Origin of the sequence: Flavobacterium sp. T12S277, assembly GCF_048514875.1 — a bacterium.
Lineage (GTDB): Bacteria > Bacteroidota > Bacteroidia > Flavobacteriales > Flavobacteriaceae > Flavobacterium.
The window spans coordinates 15,661-37,773 of sequence record NZ_JBLYEG010000002.1; the positions used below are offsets into that span (position 1 = coordinate 15,661).

General features: G+C 39.0%; 15 protein-coding genes. 12 read left to right on the forward strand and 3 right to left on the reverse strand.

The window, feature by feature from the left end:
- Positions 1-13 precede the first annotated feature (13 nt).
- Positions 14-457 carry a cytochrome c oxidase assembly factor Coa1 family protein gene (locus ACN1CN_RS04305; RefSeq protein ID WP_419134780.1) on the forward strand — a complete coding sequence of 148 codons (444 nt, stop codon included), beginning with the start codon at positions 14-16 and terminating at the stop codon, positions 455-457.
- A 15-nt stretch (positions 458-472) separates the two neighbouring features.
- Here ACN1CN_RS04305 and ACN1CN_RS04310 read toward each other — a convergent pair whose 3' ends face one another.
- Positions 473-1,240 carry an amidohydrolase gene (locus tag ACN1CN_RS04310; protein ID WP_419134781.1) on the reverse strand — a complete coding sequence of 256 codons (768 nt, stop codon included), beginning with the start codon at positions 1,238-1,240 and terminating at the stop codon, positions 473-475.
- 534 nt (positions 1,241-1,774) lie between these two features.
- On the opposite strand from ACN1CN_RS04310, the gene ACN1CN_RS04315 reads away from it, so the two are divergent.
- The 10 genes from ACN1CN_RS04315 (at position 1,775) to ACN1CN_RS04360 (ending at position 17,737) form a co-directional block, all read left to right on the forward strand.
- The gene (locus tag ACN1CN_RS04315) at positions 1,775-5,011 is read left to right on the forward strand and encodes a SusC/RagA family TonB-linked outer membrane protein (protein ID WP_419134782.1); all 3,237 of its coding nucleotides are present in this window, start codon (positions 1,775-1,777) and stop codon (positions 5,009-5,011) included.
- Between the two features lie 18 nt (positions 5,012-5,029).
- Positions 5,030-6,529: a SusD/RagB family nutrient-binding outer membrane lipoprotein gene (locus tag ACN1CN_RS04320; RefSeq protein WP_419134783.1), complete on the forward strand. Its 1,500-nt coding sequence runs from the start codon at positions 5,030-5,032 to the stop codon at positions 6,527-6,529.
- A gap of 363 nt (positions 6,530-6,892) precedes the next feature.
- Positions 6,893-10,051, forward strand: coding sequence for a SusC/RagA family TonB-linked outer membrane protein (locus tag ACN1CN_RS04325; RefSeq protein WP_419134784.1), 3,159 nt, complete (start codon positions 6,893-6,895; stop codon positions 10,049-10,051).
- 11 nt (positions 10,052-10,062) lie between these two features.
- On the forward strand, positions 10,063-11,592 hold the full coding sequence (locus ACN1CN_RS04330; RefSeq protein WP_419134785.1) for a SusD/RagB family nutrient-binding outer membrane lipoprotein: 1,530 nt from the start codon (positions 10,063-10,065) through the stop codon (positions 11,590-11,592).
- A gap of 154 nt (positions 11,593-11,746) precedes the next feature.
- Positions 11,747-13,066, forward strand: coding sequence for a GntP family permease (locus tag ACN1CN_RS04335; protein ID WP_264525555.1), 1,320 nt, complete (start codon positions 11,747-11,749; stop codon positions 13,064-13,066).
- A 4-nt stretch (positions 13,067-13,070) separates the two neighbouring features.
- Entirely contained in the window at positions 13,071-13,538 is a 468-nt protein-coding gene (locus ACN1CN_RS04340) for a RidA family protein (protein ID WP_173966313.1), read from the forward strand.
- A 182-nt stretch (positions 13,539-13,720) separates the two neighbouring features.
- Positions 13,721-14,752: a sugar kinase gene (locus tag ACN1CN_RS04345; protein ID WP_264525556.1), complete on the forward strand. Its 1,032-nt coding sequence runs from the start codon at positions 13,721-13,723 to the stop codon at positions 14,750-14,752.
- Positions 14,753-14,761: 9 nt separating this feature from the next.
- Complete coding sequence (locus tag ACN1CN_RS04350) at positions 14,762-15,409, forward strand: bifunctional 4-hydroxy-2-oxoglutarate aldolase/2-dehydro-3-deoxy-phosphogluconate aldolase (protein WP_419134786.1); 648 nt, start codon at positions 14,762-14,764, stop codon at positions 15,407-15,409.
- A gap of 3 nt (positions 15,410-15,412) precedes the next feature.
- Positions 15,413-16,528, forward strand: a complete 1,116-nt coding sequence (locus ACN1CN_RS04355) for a D-TA family PLP-dependent enzyme (RefSeq protein ID WP_419134787.1) — start codon at positions 15,413-15,415, stop codon at positions 16,526-16,528.
- A gap of 138 nt (positions 16,529-16,666) precedes the next feature.
- A complete protein-coding gene (locus ACN1CN_RS04360) occupies positions 16,667-17,737 on the forward strand; it encodes a dipeptidase (protein ID WP_419134788.1) in 1,071 nt (356 codons plus the stop codon).
- Here the strand turns inward: ACN1CN_RS04360 and ACN1CN_RS04365 are convergent.
- On the reverse strand, positions 17,734-18,510 hold the full coding sequence (locus ACN1CN_RS04365) for a DeoR/GlpR family DNA-binding transcription regulator (protein ID WP_264525560.1): 777 nt from the start codon (positions 18,508-18,510) through the stop codon (positions 17,734-17,736). The genes ACN1CN_RS04360 and ACN1CN_RS04365 overlap by 4 nt on opposite strands.
- 190 nt (positions 18,511-18,700) lie before the next feature.
- On the opposite strand from ACN1CN_RS04365, the gene ACN1CN_RS04370 reads away from it, so the two are divergent.
- The gene (locus ACN1CN_RS04370) at positions 18,701-21,004 is read left to right on the forward strand and encodes a family 20 glycosylhydrolase (protein WP_419134789.1); all 2,304 of its coding nucleotides are present in this window, start codon (positions 18,701-18,703) and stop codon (positions 21,002-21,004) included.
- 292 nt (positions 21,005-21,296) lie between these two features.
- Here the strand turns inward: ACN1CN_RS04370 and ACN1CN_RS04375 are convergent, their stop codons facing one another.
- A complete protein-coding gene (locus ACN1CN_RS04375) occupies positions 21,297-22,043 on the reverse strand; it encodes a succinate dehydrogenase/fumarate reductase iron-sulfur subunit (RefSeq protein ID WP_173966306.1) in 747 nt (248 codons plus the stop codon).
- Between the last annotated feature and the right edge of the window lie 70 nt (positions 22,044-22,113).

Sequence of the window (22,113 nt, forward strand, 5' to 3'; positions counted from 1 at the left end):
TGAGTACCGCGCTATGGAAAACGATTTGGTTGAAAAAGAAAACTGGCTGAAAAGAAACTGGAAATGGTTTTTACCCTCCACTCTTTTCTGTATCCTTTTGATAGCGCTTTTGGCCAGCTCAACTTCTAAAGAAGGCATAACCGATATCGCTCAGGCCTATTCAGACCAGCTGCTTTTTGAAAAGGCAATTGATAAGGCCAATGAGAATCCAAACACTCTTGAAAACATAGGAAAAATTGAGCCACTCGACAAACTCGCTATCCTCGAAGGAAACATCGTTTATTCGAACAACCACAATACAGTCAACTTGTCTGTGAGGATTAAAGGAACCAAAAAGAAGGGCAAGCTAGACATAGCTGCCGTTAAAAAAGGAGCAGAATGGGAATACAAAAAAATTACTATCCGCACTAAAAACCCCGAAAATGAAATCGTAATCTTAGACGAGCTTCAAAAATAATCTTTACAATTAGCTTTAAAAATCAATACTAAACTGGTCTTTATCGCTTAAAAAATCGAGTTTTTTTCGGGTTTCCAACATCACATTTTTATCCAGTTCAACCACAAAAACAGCTTCGGTTTCCTGTGGCTCCAGAATGTAATTTCCTAAAAAATCAATCGCTTGTGAGTGTCCGATATGCTCGTAATTATTGGCATCCAAACCTACGCGATTAACTCCAACCACATAACTTAGATTTTCGATCGCACGCGCTTTAAGCAAAGCATCCCAGGCATTGGTTCTTACTTTTGGCCAGTTGGCCACATACAGCAACAAATCATAGTTCTCGACATTTCTGGCAAATACCGGAAATCTCAAGTCATAACAAACCTGCAAACAAATCTTCCAACCGAGATATTCTACAATTACTTTTTCGTTTCCGCTGGTATAGAACTGATCTTCTCCTGCAAGTGAAAACAAATGACGCTTGTTGTAATACTGAATTTCGCCTGACGGAAAAACAAATACCATCCGATTGTAATACTTCTCATTTTCAACAACAACCAGACTTCCCGCGATAGCAACATTTTTCGTTCTCGCCAAAGACTGGATCCACGAAATAGTCTCCCCCTGCATCGTTTCGGCAACTGCAGCGGCGTTCATCGTAAATCCCGTTGAAAACATTTCCGGCAACACGATCAAATGGACTTCGGAATCGATTTGATTGATTTTGGACTCAAACTGCTTTTTATTTTCTAAAGCATTTTCCCAATAAAGATCTGATTGTATAAGTGCGATTTTCATAAAGTAAAAATACTTTTTTTTAAACAAAATGCCCAATTAAGATTTAGGTTTCAAAAAATTCAGGCCAAAGAGCCGCAAACCCAGTAAATATCGGATTTTTCAGAATAAAAAAACATTATCTGAAAAAATTATGCGAAAATATTGCACAAATTATGCAAAAATATTGCTATCAATGAATATAATTTATATATATTTGACCGCTGATTAAAAAACACAACATCCTAAAAAACACTTAATTATGAAAAAACTCCCAATTTCAAAGGGCGCACCGCCACCACTATTTCTGACAAAACTCAACAACTGCAATGCAATAAAAAAGCAAAAAACTAAAATACCATAAACCTATCCGCCATTTTTTTAAGTGTAGTACTAAAATTACAATCAAAACTAAACCACTAGTAAAAGTACCACATTTCCGTTTGCAATAATTCGTCGTCAGGAAACGAATTAAAGCTCCTTCACTTTTCACTTTTCGGTGAAAGCAATAAAAAACAACCAATCATTAACCCTCAACTAACTAAAAACCACAAAAGAATGAAACAAACTATTTTATTATTTATGTTCTTTTTTACGCTGCAGGTCACACTGGCGCAAGTAAAAACAATCAAAGGAACAGTTACCGACACTAACGGCATATCGATACCCGGAGCATCGGTAACCATAAAAGACGAAAGAAAAGGCACCACTACCGATTTTGACGGTAAATTCACTATTGATGTAGAAAAAGGAAAAACCTTAGCCATTTCGTTCTTAGGACTAGAAACACAAAATATTCTTATAGGCGACTCCAACACTGTTACTGTAAAATTAAAAGAAGCTGCTGCTACAGCACTTTCGGGAGTTGTCGTTACCGCATTAGGCATAAAAAGAGAAAGAAAAGAACTGGGTTATTCCTTTCAGGACGTAAAAGGAAAAGATTTGGCCGACAACCCTACCTTAAGTGTCGCTCAATCTTTATACGGAAAAGTAGCAGGGGTTAACATTTCTCAAACCACAGGAGGTTTTGGGGGTAGTTCCCGTATTGTGATCAGAGGAAACCGATCGATTAGCGGTGACAACCAGCCTTTATTTGTGGTTGACGGTGTTACTTTAGGAAATACCGGACTGGCCGCAATAACCGATTCTAAATCGGGACGATATTCAGAAGGGGCCGACAATGGAGACGGGTTATCGAGTTTAAATATGGATGATATCGAAAACATTTCGGTACTAAAAGGAGGAGCCGCAAGTGCGCTTTACGGCGAACGTGGCGCCAATGGAGTTATCGTTATTACCACCAAAAAGGGAAAAAGAAGCTCTTTAAAAGCCGAATATAACGGCACAACTACCTTTGACCAAATCAATACAACGTATAAAGATTTCCAAAGAGAATATGGCACAGGATCCAACGGAGTACTTCCAAATCCAAATGACATTGCGAATGGAAAAAATGCCACTACCAGTGCTTGGGGACCAAAATTCGGGTCGGCCGGCAACACTACAACAAGAATTTTTGACGGCTCTTACAAACCTTATGAAAATGTAAAAGACAACATTAAAGATTTTTTCAGAACCGGAGTAAGCGTAAACAACAGCTTTAGTTTATCAGGAGGAGGGGACAACACCAGCTTTAGATTAAATTACTCTAATCTTGATGCTACTGACATCGTTCCTAAAAGCGGCCTGAAAAGAAACACTTTCACATTAGGGGTTAACTCTCAAATACAAAAGCTAACACTAGATGCTAAATTTAGCTATGTTACAGAAAACACCGACAACAGACCTTCTTTATCAGACGATGCCGGAAATCTCGGATTATCTGTAGCCGCCATAGCCCCAAACATTGATCAGGCCTGGTTAAAAAATTATGAAGATCCAAATGGCGTATATTACCCATGGAACGCAGACGCCAACAGGTTAAATCCTTATTTTGTTATAAACGAAAATAAAAATGAAACCAAAAAGAACAGAATACTGGGTAATTTCAGTGCCACCTATGCCCTTACCAGCTGGTTAAGCGCTACCGCAAGAGCCGGAATCGACCGCTTTACATTTGAAAGTTCCGATTTTGTCAACGCCGGAAGCACCTGGTTATCCAGACAAAACGGATCTTTAATAAACAGCAACACTACCTTTCAGGAATACAATACAGAAGCCTTATTGAACGCTCAAAAATCGTTTGGCGATTTTAACGTAACCTTTGGTGTTGGAGCCAATCAAAGAAATTCTCAAAGAATCGTTTCCGGAGTTGCGCTTACAGACATGATTACCAACGGAATCAACAAACAAGCCAACTTCCAGTCCAGCATTCTAAATCCGAAAACAAACGACGAAATTCTGGTACGCTCTGTATACTCGTATTTAAGAACCAACTACAAAAATTATTTGTTTTTAGATTTCACCGGGCGTAACGACTGGAATTCAACCTTAGCCTCGGCCGTGAGCTCCTCTAACAACAATAATTACTCTTACTTTTATCCTTCGGTATCTTCCAGCTTTATCTTTACGGATGGTTTCGATATTAAAAGTGATGTTTTAACTTTTGGAAAAATCAGAGCTTCCTGGGCAGGAACCGCAAAAGCACTGGAAACACCATACAGCACAGCACTTAATTACAACATACAAACGAAACCGCTTTTAGGAAACCCCATAGGTTCAGTAGCCAACAGTATCATTCCAAACAACACCTTAAAGCCAGAATTCACGACAAGCTACGAAGCGGGAGTTGACTTAGGTTTTTTCAAAAACCGTTTACAACTTGATTTATCTTATTATTATACCAAAACAAAAAACCAGTTAATTGTATTAAATACTTCACAAACTTCAGGTTTTGTTGGCGCCAATGCCAATGCGGGTACCGTTGAAAACCAAGGTTTCGAAGCCTTAATAACCGCCGGAATTTTCAGAAACCCGGAAGGATTCAATTGGGACATTACCTTAAACTTTGCAAAAAACGAAAACAAACTACTGGAATTAACCGACAAAACCGACCTTCAAGTGATCTCGAATGCACGATGGGCCGGAGCACAAATTGTGGCCAAAGTAGGAGAAAGTTCTACGGAAATCTACGGAAGAAAATTCCAAAGATCGCCTGATGGCCAAGTAATCATAGGAGCAAACGGGCTTCCACTGTTAACCGATGGCTATGAAAGCTTAGGAAAAACCGCCCCAGACTGGATTGGAGGCGTTACCAATGAGTTTTCTTATAAAGGAATTAGTCTTAGAGCCAATTTCGACATGAAATTTGGAGGCAAAGTATACTCTATGACCAATGCTTATGCAGCCTACAATGGACTATCAGACGAAACTATTGAAGGCAGAGATGGATATAATGCCTGGGTTGCCGCACAACTTGCAGCTGGAAAAACGCTAAATGAAATAGGGCAATTAACCCCAACCGCCGGACTTATTGTAGAAGGTGTAACTGAAATCAAAGACGGTAGCGGTAATGTAACCGGATACCAGAACAACACACGTTATGTTAACCCTCAAACGTATTGGAGAAGTCTGTATGGAGATAATACTACACCGGAACCTTTTGTTTACGATGCTTCTTACGTTAAACTTAGAGAAGCCTCTATAGGTTACGATTTTCCTAAAAAGTGGTTAAAAGGAACCGGACTTGACCGATTTAAATTTTCGGTAATTGGTAGAAACCTGTGGAATATCTATTCTAAAGTTCCAAACATCGATCCGGAATCTACTTACACTAACGGAAATGGACAAGGCTTTGAATACGGTTCTTTGCCTTATCGAAGATCTTATGGTTTTAATCTACAATTATCCTTCTAACCCTCAAATTTGATTCAAATGAAAAAATATATAGTACAATTAACAAAATATACGCTCGGTGCCATAGTACTCCTTAGCACAACTAATTGTGCCGACGACGAACTTTTCAGGGAAACCAATACCAATCCTGAATCATTCGTAACCATAGCTCCTTCAGCACAATTAACCGGTGTTGAAGCTTCCTTCTCAGGTGCAATCTTCGAACAATGGAGAGCCAATCTTATTTACGGAGAAGGATTCATTCAGCATCTTGGGGCTGCCTGGGCAACAGCAACTTTTGGTTCTTTTTACGCAAGCAGCACCGAATACCAGGGAGCGCTTTGGAATGCAAATTATGGCGGCGGACTGATACGCAACGTTATAGACCTCAATGAAAGAACCAATGGGAAAGCAGAGTTCACCAACCTAAATGCAGTCGCAAAAACATTGAAAGTTATGGCTTTTCAACGTCTGACAGATTTATACGGAGACGTTCCTTACTCAGAAGCCGGTTTGGGGTACTACCAAAATATCTTCTATCCGAAATACGACAGTCAAAAAGATATTTACACTGACTTTTTTAAAGTTTTGGATGAGGCTTATAATCAAATACAATCCGGAACCGATCCCATAAAAGGAGATATATTTTATGCAGGGGATGTCTCTAAATGGAAAAAAATGATCAGCTCCTTAAGACTGCGCTGCGCGATGCGAATTTCAAAAGTAGATCCTGCCCTCGCCAAAGAGCAAATTCAAAAAGCAGTTGCAAATGGTATCTTCACAAGCAACGATGACAATTGTTATATGAAACACGACGCCACTCTTCCGGAAACAGTCGGAGCGGTGAACAACGGTAACGGACTGTCTCATGCCTTAAAAGGCAACGAACTAACAGACCGTCCTACTACCACCCTATTTGATGCATTGGGAGACGATCCGAGAAAAAAAATATGGTTCTTACCTGCTCCTAACGGTAATTATGTGGCTATTAATCCGAACATGTACGGCTACAATTTCCCAGGCGGAGGCGGTAATATTTCAAGATTGCAGCCCTATTTATACGAGAACAGTGCTCCATACCTGCATCTTACTTATTCAGAAACACAACTGCTTTTGGCAGAAGCTTCTTTTAGAAATCTCTATACAGGCGACACCAAAAATCTTTACAAAAAAGGAATTGAAGCCGGAATCAGACAATGGGTTATTTTTAAAGACGCTTCCATTATCGACAACAATGCCATTACCGCCTTCTTAGCGACAAAAAACCTGACTCCCGGAAAAGAGCTGGAGGAAATTGCCACACAACAATGGCTTACTTTATTTTTAAACGGAATGGAAGCTTACAGCAATCACAGGCGAACAAACTTTCCGGTTTTGGTCAAAATAACAAATGTAGGATCAACCACAAACGGAGTTATGCCTACCAGAATGCCTTACCCTCCTGAAGAATCCACAAGTAACAAAGAGAATTATTTAGCGGCAGGTGCCAAATACAACAATAACAGCTGGCTTGCTAAAGTTTGGTGGGATGTAGATTAAACTGCTAAATTGCATCAAACACAAATCCTTTCATGTTGACCATAATACCATTCGTAATTCATATTGAATTATGGATGGTATTTTTTTAGGCTTTCGCGATCCAAAACGAACTGAATTCCCCAAGCGGCTTATTCTAAAAATACGAATTTTAAGATTAAAACCCGTTCCTTCCGGAAAAGCTTATTCTGCAAAAATTTCTCAAAACACCTTTAGAAACCTCATTTCTTTTGGATTATAAAAATACTTTAGAAAAAAATATTGCAAAAAAAATGCACTTTGTGCAAAAAAAATGCAAACGAATGAAAATAATATATATATTTGATCGCCAATAAAACCAAAATAAAACATGAAAACCAAAGTATTATGAAAACAAAGCTAATTTCATTAGTATTTATTGGGGGAGTAATCTTCTCAGCAAATGCAAAAGAAGCTGCAATTAAAACGCATCTTTTTGAACAAAAAAGCAGTCAGATTGAAATTTCAGGCCAAATCATTGGTCAGGATGATGGAATGCCAATTGCCGGAGCAACAATTTATGCTAAAGGCAATAACAAAATAGCAACGATAACAGATGAAACCGGAAAATTCAAACTAAATGTTCCGGAAAACGAAACTCACATTGTTGTTTCTTATATGGGTTACGCTACATTAGAATACAAACTGGATCAGGTTAAAGATTTAATCATAAGCATGAAACCTGCTGAAAATGTATTGGATCAGGTTTTAGTAACTGCACTGGGAGTTAAAAAAAGCACAAAAGCAATTTCCTATGCGGTAACCGAACTTAAAGGAACTGAATTTACAAAAGCCAAAGAAACGAATATCACCAATGCCCTGGCAGGAAAAATTGCCGGTGTAAACGTGAGCGGTACTGCAACAGGGCCAACCGGATCTACCAGAGTAGTCATTCGTGGAAATGGTTCCTTAAACGGAAACAATCAGCCTATGTATGTGGTAAACGACCTTCCAATCGACAATACACAACTGAATTTACCGGGTACCGGAAATGCACCGGGATCACCAAGAATTAACGTAGACCGAGGTGATGGAACTTCTGTTATCAATCCTGACGACATCAAAAGCATCACCGTATTAAAAGGAGGAACCGCTGCCGCACTATACGGTGCAAATGCAGCAAATGGTGTGATCTTAATTCAAACTAAAAGAGGATCTGCTCAAAAAGGAATTGGTGCAGAATACAACACTTCTTTTACTTTTGAAACTCCGGCTATTAAACCGGACTGGCAATATGAGTATGGCGCAGGAGCTTTGGGTAAAAAACCTACCACACAAGCGGAAGCAATAGAATTTGGACGCTGGTCATGGGGAGCCAAAATGGACGGAACAGACGTGGTTCAATTTGACGGAGTAAAAAGACCTTACTCTCCTCAAAAAGACAACATTAAAAACTTCTACCAAACCGGAACTACTTTTATCAACTCTCTTGCTTTATCAGGAGGAAGCGACAAAGCAGCCGGACGTCTATCGTTCATGAATATGGATAATCAGGGTATTGTACCTAATTCCTCTTTCAACCGAAAAAGTGTCAACATTGCCGGTAATGTTAACTTAACTGACTGGTTAAAATTTGACGTTGTCGCACAATACAATATCGACAAAACAGAGAACAGAACAACAGTTTCTGATGCTGAAGCCAATCCAAACTGGGCAACTTATATGATCTCCAATACGGTCGACATCCGAAATCTTGCTCCGGGTTATAATGCAAATGGTGTTGAAATTCCATGGAATCCTGTTGCAGTAGCCACCAATCCATATTTTGCCGTTAACAAGATTAAAAACAACGACACCAAAAACCGTTTTATCGGAATGCTGAATGTAAAAGTAAATTTTACTCCTGAATTATTCCTTCAGGGAAGAATCGGACAAGATTACACCAATTATGATTTTTACGGATACATTCCTAAAACGACTTTAAACAATCCTGTTGGAAACGGACAGGGTTCTAAAGTAAAATTATCGAACCTAAATTCTGAAGCCATTCTGAACTACACCAAGAAAAACATTTACAAAGATTTCTCTTTAAACGCTTTACTTGGAGTCAATTCCCGTACCAATATAAGAGACGAAGTTAGAATAGACGGATCTAATTTTATATTAGACGACTTCTACTCTTTAACCAACTTAGCCACTATAACCTACAGCTATCCTTACGGAAAAACAAAAACAAACTCGGTATACGCTGCCGCAGATTTAGATTATAAAAACATTGTTTTCTTAAACTTCACAGGACGTCAGGATTGGTTCTCGACCCTTTCAAAAGAAAACAACACGATCTTTTATCCATCAGTAGGTACAAGTGTTATCCTATCTGATATTGTTACAATGCCGCAATGGATTTCATTCAGCAAAGTAAGAGCTTCCTGGGCACAAGTTGGAGGAGCTACTCCGGACCCGTATGCCTTAAACCAATCTTATTCTATGATTCAGGGCGGACATCTAGGTCAGCAACTACAAAGTACAACAGGTTCAAGAGTTCCAAATTCTACTTTAAGTCCGTTAACTTCAACAACTGTAGAGATCGGAACAGACATGGGCTTTTTTAACAATCGCTTAAATCTTGATTTTGCATGGTACAACCGTGAAACTACAAATGACATTGTAGAAACGACTATCTCTAATGCATCGGGAGCAAGAACAGCTTTACTGAACCTTGGAAAAATGAAAAATACCGGAGTGGAACTTTTAGTGAGCGGAAAAATCATTAACAACGATAAATTCTCATGGGAAGCCAGCATCAACGGATCCTATAACAAAAACACAGTTGAATCGCTTACAGGCCAATTGAACTCCCTTACGATGGCAACTTCTGTAAACGGATATGTGACCATCAATAGCGATGTAAACCGTCCGTACAGTATCATCAAAGGTTACAAACCACTTAAAGACGCCAATGGAAATACGGTATATAATGTAAGCAGCAGTAACGCTGCAACTGTAGCACAGGGTCCGCTTGAAGAATTGGGTCAGGGTGTTCATCCGTGGTCAGCTGGTATCAGCAATGAATTCAAATACAAATCAGTATCCTTCAGCTTTTTAATTGACGGAAAATTCGGTGGAGATTTATACTCCGGAACAGACTTATACGGAACTCGTATGGGACTAACCAAACTTACGCTGGAAGGTCGTGAAAACGGATTGCCAATCTCAGGTGTTGACACTAAAGGAAATCCTGTAAATATGACAATCGCACCTGAAAACTTAAGAACGTACTACGATGGTTTAAGAAACATCTCTTCTTATTTCGTTTACGATGCCAGTTTTGTAAAATTAAGACAGGTAATTATTGGTTATCAGCTGCCAATTGAAAAATTTGGATTTTTATCCAAACTTCAGGGAGCCTCTGTTTCTTTTATCGCAAGAAACCTGTTTATCCTTTACAAGAAAACACCTAACGTAGATCCTGAATCTGTATTTAGTGCCGGAAACGCACAGGGTATAGAACAATTTGGAGTACCTAGAACAAGAAGTTTCGGACTAAGTTTAAACGTTAAATTTTAAAGAACAAAATCATGAAAAAGAGAAGCATTTTATATATGGCAGGGATACTTTTAGGAAGTATGACCGCCTGCACCAAAGATTTTGAAGAAATCAACACCAACCCCAATTCTGTCGAAGTACCCAACGCTAACTTTATTTTTAGTCAGTCACAGCTTGACGGTGTAAGCAACAACTACTTTTTTACAAATGTGCTGCAATGCGGAGGTATGATGCAACATTATGCGACCTATAAAGAAGCATCGGGTGTTGGAGACAAATACTTAAACAACGAATCTTACTATTCGGCTTACTTCAACAGAGGTTATCCAACCGCGGTCAATGAAATTCAAACGGTAATTAACACTTTAAAGGACAATCCGGTGGAGAGCAACAAACTCAACATCGCAAGAATCTGGAAAGCGTACATCTACCACCGTATGACCGATTTATATGGAGATGTTCCGTATACCGAGGCAGCAAAAGCCTACACTAACGAACATTTTCTTCCAAAATACGACAGTCAGGAATTGATATATAAAGATTTATTAAAAGAACTGGATGAAGCAGCAGCAGCATTAGACCCTGCTAAGGCAAGTTTTGGCAAAGCCGATTTTATCTATGAAGGTAATATCGCCAAATGGAAAAAATTCTCTTACTCTTTAATGCTTCGTCTGGGTTTACGACTTTCAAAAGTTGATCCTGCCTTATCTAAAACCTGGGTAACAAAAGCCATTACTGGTGGAGTAATCGTAAACGGAACTGACAATGCGCTTATTAAATACACGGATGGCCCAAATGATTTCAACAGAAATCCTGCCGGTATTGACTCCAGAAGTCTTGACTTTGCGAAAGATTCCTTTGGACAAAAAAATACAGAAGGCGGAAAACTAGCCAAAACTTTTATCGATGTACTAAAAACTACAGCCGATCCAAGACTTAGTGTTTATTCAGGAGTTTGGCAGGGGACCGTACAAAATTCTGATCCTGCTGTACAAAAAGGTTTTCCTAACGGAACCAAAACGGCTCCGTCTCCGGCAGAACAAGGTACTTACTCTGAGCCTAACCAAAGTACCGTATTCAGATATGACGCTCCGATGATAATCCTGAGTAATGCCGAGACCAACCTTTACCTGGCCGAAGCAGCCATAAGAGGATGGTACACCGCTGAAACCGATAAAGATTTATACGAGAAAGCGGTAAAAGCATCTTTCCTGAACATGGGAATTTACGGTGCCGCCTATGCCATTACCGATGCAACTCCTTACCTAACGTTGAACCCTTATAATGTGGCGGGAACTTTTGATCAAAAAATGAGTCAAATACACAGCCAGATCTGGATAGCGCTGTTTGTAGACGAACAGGAAATTTATGCCAACTGGAGAAGAACCGGATACCCTGCATTAGTCCCGATAAACTTCCCTGGAAATGTTACAAACGGAACCATTCCAAGACGTATCAAATACCCTGTAAGCGAATATTCAGTGAATTCAAGTAACTTAGCTGAAGCGATAAAACGTCAGGGTGCTGATGCTTTTACAACAAGAATCTGGTGGGATAAATAAAAACAATAACCGTTGATACAATTCATTTAAACACATAGAGGCATAGCTCCTGCAATCCTGAAAAGGAGTTCCACTTGCAGTAACACTAGTCACTATGTGTTTGATAAAATGTATACGAATTACTCGCAACGGAGTTAATAATACAAATAGATAAATGAGCATTTTAATTCTTACGGCATGCATTGCGTTTTTAATCATCCAGATCGCCTGGCTTAAAATCAATCCGTTTATTGCCTTTATCATTACAGCTTTATTAGCGGGCCTTTTTTTAGGCCTGCCGATAAACACTTTGTCACAAACGGTACAAAAAGGACTGGGCGAAATGTTAGGATCTATTACGCTGATTATTGTTTTCGGAACCTGTATTGGTAAACTTACCGTTTCATCAGGCGCTGCCAATGTCATTGCCAAAACTGTTATGGGATGGACGGGTAAAAAATACGTTCGCCTTGGCTTAATGATTACCGGATTTATTGTTGGGATACCTCTATTTTATAGTGTTGGTTTTGTTTTGTTAGTACCCTTAATCTTCTCAGTAGCCCACCAATTTAAACTGTCAAAAGTATATCTCGGTATTCCAATGCTGGCGTCGCTTTCAGTAGCACACGGTTTCTTACCCCCACATCCGTCTCCAATGGCTTTAAGCAGCATTTTTAATGCCGATATCGGACTCGTTTTAGTCTACGGAATTATCATTGCGATTCCAACCATTTTTATTGCAGGTTTGTTGTTTTCGAATTTACTCAAAAACATCAAAACCGAATCAGATCACGAGATTTTAAATGTCGAAGAAATCGCAAACGAAGGCAAACTTCCCAGCTTTTCCCTTAGTCTGTTCTCCGCTTTATTTCCGGTTTTTGCTTTAACACTGACTTCGATATTGCCTATGATTTCTAAAAATGAAACCTTAGCGGATATCTGCAAAACAATTGGAGAACCCAGTATAATCATGCTGATTTCTTTATTGATCTGTACCTATACCTTAGGGATCCGAATGAACCGAAGCATCAGTTCGGTAATGGACGACTACGCCATTGCCATAAAAGACGTTGCCTTAATTGTTCTGATTGTTGGAGGAGCCGGCGGTCTGAAAGAAGTAATGATTGTAAGCGGCGTAAACGAAACCATCGTTGCAGCTTTAACACAAATAAACATTCATCCTTATTTATTGGCCTGGATGATGGCGGCGATTATTCGCGTTTGTGTAGGCTCGGCGACAGCGGCAGGACTAATGACCGCCAGTGTTTTACTCCCGTTATTACAATCAACCGGACTTGATCCCAACTTATTGGTTCTGTCTGTTGGAGCAGGAAGTTTAATGTGCTCACACGTAAACGACCCAAGCTTCTGGATGTTCAAAGAATATTTTAACATCAGCCTGAAAGATACTTTTAAATCATGGACCGTTATGGAATCCTTAGTATCTGTTTTAGGAATCATTTTCGTTTTTATTTTAAACTCTATAATACATTAATATCATGAATTTATTACCACAAGAAAAATTTGAAACACTTGGTTTGTCTCTTCCACCGGCGCCTCAGCCTTTGGGTATTTACAAACCCTATTTGGTTGATGGTAAATATTTATACCTTTCAGGTCACGGGCCTGTTAGAGACGATAAATCCCTGATCATTGGCCGAATTGGCGATGACATGGACATCGAAGAAGGAAAATTAGCAGCAAGACAAGTCGGATTAACAATGCTTTCTACAATTGTAACCAATTTTGGAAGTCTGAACAAAGTAAAAAAAGTGATAAAAGTACTCGGAATGGTGAATTGCAATGGCGATTTCCTGAGACATCCCTATGTAATAAACGGCTGTAGTGAATTATTTGCCGAAGTCTGGGGACAGGAAAACGGAATCGGAGTAAGAAGTGCTGTAGGTATGGGATCTTTACCGGACAATATCCCTGTTGAAGTAGAAGCCGTTTTCGAATTATATTAAAAAAGTTATGCCACAGATTTAGCCGATTAAAATGATTTTTTTTCGCCACGAATTCACTAATTCACTAATTTCATCTCTACAGGAATAAATTAAAAATTCGTGAATTCCCGGCTGAAAAAATTTAACCGTAACTTTAATGAATCCTTGAAATCCATATAAGCTGTGGCAAAAAAACATTAAAAATGAATACAAATACCTCACAAACCAGAATTGCAACCTTTGGAGAATTATTACTCCGAATGAATGTTGCAGACGGAAACCGATTTACGCAGGCCAATGAAATAAAAATTTACGTTGGCGGTGCCGAAGCAAATGTTTGTGTTTTACTTTCCCAACTCGGCATACCTACCGACTACATTACCCGATTACCTCAAAACGACTTAGCACAACTGGCCCTGAATGAACTTCACAAATACAAAGTAAACACCTCGAAATGTGTTTACGGCGGCGAACGTTTGGGATTGTATTTTGTCGAAGCCGGCAATCAAATCAGGCAATCACAGGTAATTTACGACCGAAGCAATTCGTCTTTTTCTACCATCCAAAAAGATCAGATTAACTGGGAGCTGGCTTTAGCCGATGTAAACCATTTTCACTGGTCCGGAATAAGTCCGGGAGTTTCGGAGGAAGCAGCTCAGGTTTGTAAAGAAGCTATTTTGGCTGCGCATCAAAAAGGGCTTCCAATTTCTTCCGATTTTAACTACCGCTCTAAATTATGGCAATACGGAAAACATCCGTCTGAGATCATGCCCGATTTGCTGCAATACAGCACCATTACCGTTGCTGATTTAGATGCGATTGAAATTTATTTCGGAATAAAAACAGACCCAAAAGAAGCTGATGCCGATCGTTTTCAAAAAACATTCGAATTGTTAAAAGCAAAAATGCCATTCCTAAAAACACTGGCAATGAGTTTCAGGAAGTCAGACGGACCGGCGCATTTATACAAAGGATTACTGATTCACGAAGGCAACTTTTATCAGACACCCGAACACAAAATACACGTCGTAACAGACCAAATTGGTTCCGGAGACGCCTTCAACGCAGGGTTATTGTACGGATTGACCCATAAATTATCCGGTCAGGAATGCATCGAATGGGCAACTGCCTGCGGTGTAATCAAACAAAGTATTCATGGAGATTTTGCCATAAGCACTCTTGATGAAGTAAGTCATTTTATTAAAAACGGCTCAAGTAATAGAATTAACAGATAAAATAAGAACATGTACAGCATATTAAAAACGCAAGGTGTACTTCCGTTAGTAACACAAATCAATATTGAAACAGCCCAAATAGTCTTGCAATCGGCGGCTGATGCTGGCATAAAAATTATCGAGTTTGCTGCTCGTGCAACGGATGCTAAAGAAGTTTTTAGCCAAATGATGGCCTTTAAAAAAGCAAATAATCTGGATGTTAAAATAGCCGTTGGATCTATTTTAAGTGTTCAAGATGCCGAAACGTTTCATCAGCTCGGAGCAGATTGTATTGTTTGCCCTCACACCGATTTAGAAATTGGAAATTATTGTTTTAAAAACAATATTTACTGGATTCCCGGAGCTGCAACCTTAAACGAAATCTTGCATGCCAATAAATTAGGAGCCGAAATTGTAAAACTTTTTCCTGCCGATAAAATTGGTGGTCCCGGATATGTAAAAGCCATTAGGGCACCTTTTCCAAATTTAAAAATAATGCCAACCGGAGGAGTAACCTTAGAAGAAAGCAATTTAAAATCCTGGTTCAAATCCGGAGTCGTTTGTGTTGGAATTGGCTCTAACTTATTCACCAAAGAAATGATGCTGGATTTAAGTTATGAGCAATCGCTTCGGGCTTTTCAGAATTTAATTGAAGTTGTCAAAAAAACTAAAAACTAAGTCATGCAAAACAATTGGTGGAAAATTAATTCCGAAGTCCGTATTGACACTCCTTTTTTGGCTGTTTACGAAGATCGTATCCAGTCGAATATCGAGCGTTTGATTGAATCTGTGAATGGTGATACCCAAAAATTAAGGCCACACATCAAGACACATAAAAACGGGGACATTCTGGATTTATTCAAAACCTACAACATCAACAAAGTAAAATGCGCAACAATTGCCGAAGCGGAGCTTGCTGCCATGCACGAAATTCCGGATGTACTGCTCGCCTATCAGCCTGTTGGAATCAAAAAAGAAAGATGGATTTCGTTACTTAAAAAATACCCATCTATCGCTTTTTCCACTATCGTTGACGATTTTGAATCGGCGAAAGCACTAGATACCATTGCGCATAAAAACAACTTAACCCTTACCGTTTATCTCGACCTGAATACGGGAATGAACAGAACCGGAATTTCTATTTCTAAAGATTGGGGAGCCCTAATTGATGAAATTGTCAAACTAAAAAACCTTCATTTTGCCGGCATCCACATTTACGACGGTCATTTAAAAGGCGATGTGGAACACCGAAATTCGATAGCCTCCAATATTTTTTTCAGCATCAATGAAGAAATCGGAACGATTCAGGAAAAACTGGGCTATGAACTAAAAATTGTTGCGGGCGGGTCCAACACCTTTCCGTTTTATGCCAGTCAGAAAAAGGTAGAATGCAGCCCCGGAACCTTTGTTTTCTGGGATGCCAATTATCAAATTCATTTACCGGAGCAAAATTTTGAATCGGCCTTAGTAATTGTCGGAACTATAATCTCAAAACCAACCGATACTACTTTTTGTATTGATATTGGATACAAAGCCGTTGCTTCTGAAAATCCCATCGATAAAAGACTCGTGATTTTAAATGATGAAAACCTAATCCCCGTTTCGCATTCAGAAGAACATCTGATCATCGAAAACCAGGGGAAAAACAACTATGCCATTGGCGATACGATTTATGCGCAGCCTTACCATGTTTGTCCTACCTGCGCACTGTACGATTCTGTTCAGGTGGTCAATAGCGAACAGCAGATTTGCGATCAATGGTTCATTACAGCCCGCAGCAGAAAAATTACGATCTAGCAGCAGAAAAAAAGAATAGAAAATAGAGCGAAGAAAAAAGAGAATAGAGCAAAGAAGAAAGATTATAGACCTTGTAGAAAACCTTTGTCCCTTTGCACCTCTGAACCTTTTAAACCTTTACCCCTTAAAAATAATACTATGTTTATAATAGACGCCCATTTAGACCTTAGCATGAATGCGATGGAATGGAACAGAGATCTAAGAAATAACGTTGCCACTTTACGTCATTTAGAGAAAGGGATGACAGACAAACCGGATCGCGAACGTGCAACCGTTTCTTTCCCTGATTTGCGAAAAGGAAATATCGGAATTGTGGTTGCCACTCAAATTGCACGATTTGTAAAACCCGACAGCATTATTCCAGGATGGAATTCTCCTGAGCAGGCTTGGGCACAAACACAGGGGCAGCTTGCCTGGTACAAAGCCATGGAAGAAGCCGGAGAAATAACTCCAATTACAGACAAAAAATCATTGCTGCAACAGATTGATTTATGGAATGACGGAACACCAAATGACAAAAAACCCATTGGTTATATTTTGAGTTTAGAAGGTGCCGATTCTATCATCGACATCTCGTATTTAGAAAAAGCACATCAATACGGATTAAGAGCGATTGGTCCGGCACATTACGGCCCGGGACGATATGCAAACGGAACAGATGCCACCGGAAAAATGCAGCAAAACGGAATTGATTTGCTAAAAGAAATGGAGCGTCTGAACATTATTTTAGATGCAACACATTTATGCGATGATGCGTTCTGGCAGGCATTGGATCACTATAACGGACCTGTTTGGGCAAGTCATAACAATTGCCGAAGTCTTGTAAATCACAACCGTCAGTACAGCGACGAAATGATCAAAGCCCTGATTTCAAGAGGAGCGGTTATCGGAGGAGCTTTAGATGCATGGATGCTGGTTCCGGATTGGGAAAGAGGCGTTTCGACCCCACAGGGAACGAACTGTAATCTTGAAACTGTTTTCAGACACATGGATCATATTTGCCAATTGGCCGGAAATGCCAATCACATTGGTGTAGGTTCTGATCTTGATGGAGCTTTCGGCACAGAGCAATCGCCATACGATTTAAATACCATTGCCGATTTGCAAAAATTAGTTCCGATTTTTAAAAGTCATGGGTATTCGGATGAAGATTTAAACAAAATTTTTCATCAGAACTGGATTAACTTTTTAGTAAAAAACTGGGATTAAATAAAAACTAAACTGGGAACTGCCTTCTTATACGCCTGTAGTTTTTCGTGATCAGGATCAACTTCCGTCACCACATAATCAACCTCGGATAAGTTGGCAATTTTCATTTTTAGAACCGTATCCAATTTTTCAGAAATGGTAAGAATCGCTGTTTTTTCAGAAGCCTGAATCATTGCTTTTTTTACCTGAACCGTTTCCCAGTCCGAATCTGAAAAACCGCCTTCGATATCTAAGGCATTGGTTCCTAATATTAATAAATCAACTTTAATATTAGCCAGCTGATTGTAGACATCGCCGCTCACACACATTTGGCTGTACGATGAAATGCTGCCGCCAATCATGATAATTTTAACATTGGGTTTGTCCAGAAGTTCCACCGCTGATAAAACAGTAACGGTAAAAATGGTCAGATTTAAAGTATCGGGAATCAGTCGGATAAATTCTCTGATGGTTGTTCCACCACCAATTAATAAAACCATTCCGTCATGAAGTAAACCTAAGGTTTTTTGTGCAATGGTTTGTTTTGCTTCACCTGCATAAGTCTGATTGGAGGAAGAATGGTGATAGGCTTTTGTCATCGCACCACCTTTTACTTTTATCAATAAAGATTCTGATTCAAGTTCATTAATATCTCGTCTCACAGTATCTTCTGAAACAAATAATTTAGCCGAAAGGGTTTCAAAACTTACACGGGTGTGCAGGTTAATCTCTTTTAAAATAAGATTTTTACGTTCTTCCTTGGTGTAATTAACCACTTCATTATCATTATTCATGCAAGTTCATTTTTAGTAAAGCAAATGTAAACAATTAATGCAATATTATTGCGAAACAAATTATAATACAATGTAATAAAAAAGTTAATTCATCTACTATAAAGACTTTTAAAAGCAAATCGCTTCTGCAAAAAAAATGCAACTCAACCAACAAACCTTATATTTGTTTAACAAATTCAAAAAAGTAACCATGCAAAAAAGTGTTTTTCTTCTTTTACTATTTTGTTATTCCTTTGGAAGTGCTCAAACTTCCACAACTAACAATTCGATCATTCCGGCACCCAACTCTTATAAAACAACCGGAGACAGCATTCGTTTCAACGGACAGATTAAAGTGCTGTTTGAAAAGAATAAATTTAGTACTAAAGAACAAAAAACGGCTCAGCTGTTCGAGTCTGCCATAAACGCAAACACACCGAACAAAAAAAGCAATATCAATGTTGTATTTATTGCCCAAAACCCTTCGCAATCTTTAAAAAAGGAAGCTTACAAAATTGAAATTACGCCCAAAAAAATAACCGTTACCGGAAGTGAAGAAGGATTGTTTTATGCGGTTCAGAGTTTACTGCAACTGCTTCCGAACAAACCCAAAAGTCAGGAAATAAAACTCCCTTGTGTAACCATCGAAGACGAACCAAGATACGATTACCGAGGCTTGCATTTAGATGTTTGCCGTCACTTTTTTTCTGTTGATGTCATAAAAGATTTTATCGCTCAGATGTCCAGCTATAAATTAAATAATTTCCACTGGCATTTAACTGACGATCAGGGCTGGAGAATCGAAATCAAAAAATACTCGAAACTAACCGAAGTAGGTTCAAAAAGAGCACAGACTCTCGTAGGAAACAAGTTTGAAAGATTCCCTTATTTTTTTGACGGAAACCCGTACGGTGGTTTTTATACTCAGGAAGAAATCAAAGACGTTGTAAAATTTGCCGAGGAGCATTATGTAAACATTATTCCGGAAATCGAAATGCCGGGACATGCCACAGCAGCTGTTACTGCTTATCCAAATTTATCCTGTTTCCCGGATCGTTCCTATAAAGTTATTGAATACTGGGGCGTATTTGAAGACATTTTCTGTGCCGGAAAAGAAGAAACTTTTACTTTTCTTGAAGACGTGCTAACCGAAGTTATGGCCTTATTCCCGAGCAAATACATCCACATTGGCGGAGACGAATGTCCAAAAGCAAGATGGAAAGAATGTCCGCATTGTCAAAAAAAGATCAAAGACTTAGGTTTAAAAAACGAGCATGAATTACAAACGTATCTCACCACCCGAATCGAAAAATTTCTGAATGCCAACGGAAGACAAATTCTGGGCTGGGACGAAATGCTGGAAGGCGGACTAACTCCAAACGCAGCAGTAATGTCGTGGCGCGGAGAATCGGGTGGGATTGCTGCCGCCAAACAAAAACACTTCGTCATTATGAATCCGGAGCAGGTTTTGTATCTCGATTACAATCAGGCCTATTCTCCTAATGAACCTTTAACCGTTGGAAGATTAGTGACCGTCGAAAAAATGTACCAGTACAACCCCACTCCGGTAGACAGTCTGACGATTGATGAACAAAAATACATTATGGGCGTACAGTCTAATTTGTGGTCGGAGTATTTAACGAGTCCGGCCAAATTAAACTACCAGCTTTATCCCCGAATGTTTGCTTTGGCAGAGATTGCCTGGACAGAACCACAAAATAAAAATTACGATAATTTTGTGCTGAATCGCATGCCGCATCATTTAGAAAAATTAGAAGCACAAAAAAGGCTCTACAAAGTCCCAACCCCTTTTGGCGCAAACGAAACGGCTTTGATTAGCTCAAAATATACCCTGGATCTGAAACCAACCATCAAAAACGGGCAGATTTTTTATACCATCGACGGCTATAACCCGGATGAAACAGCAGAACTTTATACCAAACCTGTAGCGATCAATATTCCAAAAGGGGAATTCAGAACCATCAAAACCGTTCAGATTAGCCCGGGTGGAAGAAGAAGTTCTATCAACAAAATAATAATCCGAAATCCGGAATTAAAACCGCCCTTAACACTAAAGCCTACCAAGCAGGGGTTAAAATATGAGTATTTTACAGGAACACTATTCCAGCAGGTTCAGGATTTAGACTTAGCAAAACCTGTGAATTCGGGAATCTTTGAAGGCACCGTGAGTAGTGAAAAATGGAAAACGAAAAAAGAGCGTTATATTGGCTTAAAATTCGACGGATACCTCTATATCCCGGAAACCGGAAATTATACATTTTCAACGCTTTCAGACGACGGATCGAAGCTTTTTATCGACAATGAGCTAATCGTCAACAACGATGGAATTCATTGGCTCAACGAAGCCTACGGAACTACAAAGCTTGAAAAAGGTTTTCATAAGATCAACATCAGTTATTTTGATCAGATTGGCGGAACTACTTTAAATTGTTTTATCCAACTTGAAGGAAAAGAAAAACAAGAAATAAGTGCCTCGCAGTTGTATTACGAATAAAAGCACAAAAGAGATACCCCAAAATAACAACTCCTTTGATTGAACAAAAAAATCTAAAAAACAACAACAGCAAGGCCCCAGCGGGGTAATATATTTAGAGAATCTTAACAATACCAATAAAAAAAGCTCCAGAGGAGCGATATGTATTAGATTGTAAATATATATCGCTCCTCTGGAGCTTATGCAAACAGCTGTTCTTTCTGTAAATATTTCGCTTCTCTGAAGCTCACAAAAAAAAAGCATCCGCCATATAGGGGATGCTTTTTATATAACTAAAAAGATATGTTTTAGATTATCCTTTCAAACTTGCTGATAAATACTCACGGTTCATACGTGCGATATTTTCAAGAGAAATTCCTTTAGGACATTCAATTTCACAAGCTCCTGTATTGGTACAGTTACCGAAACCTTCTAGATCCATTTGGTGCACCATGTTTAAAACACGATCAACAGCCTCTACTTTACCTTGAGGTAATAAAGCATATTGAGATACTTTTGCTCCAACAAACAACATTGCTGATGAGTTTTTACAAGTTGCCACACAAGCTCCACAACCGATACAAGCTGCAGCATCAAATGATTTATCTGCATCGTGTTTGTTGATTGGAATTGTATTCGCATCAATTGTATTTCCTGAAGTATTTACCGAGATAAATCCTCCTGCATGCTGAATTCTGTCAAAAGAACTTCTGTCAACTACTAAATCTTTAATTACCGGGAAAGCTTTTGCTCTAAATGGCTCGATAAAAATCGTGTCACCATCTTTAAACATACGCATGTGTAACTGACAAGTAGTTACTCCTCTATCCGGTCCGTGTGCTTCACCATTGATGAATAATGAACACATTCCGCAAATTCCTTCACGACAATCGTGGTCAAAAGCAACAGGCTCTTCACCTTTATTGATTAATTGTTCGTTAAGAACGTCAAGCATTTCAAGGAAAGACATATCTGGTTCGATTCCGTCAATTGGGTAATCAACTATTCCTCCTTTATCTTGGGCGTTTTTCTGACGCCATATTTTTAATGTAAGTTTCATACTGTTTTAGTTTGAAGGTCATAAAGTCGAAAGTCGAAAGTCAGTTAACATGGAGCCATTTGACTTTAAG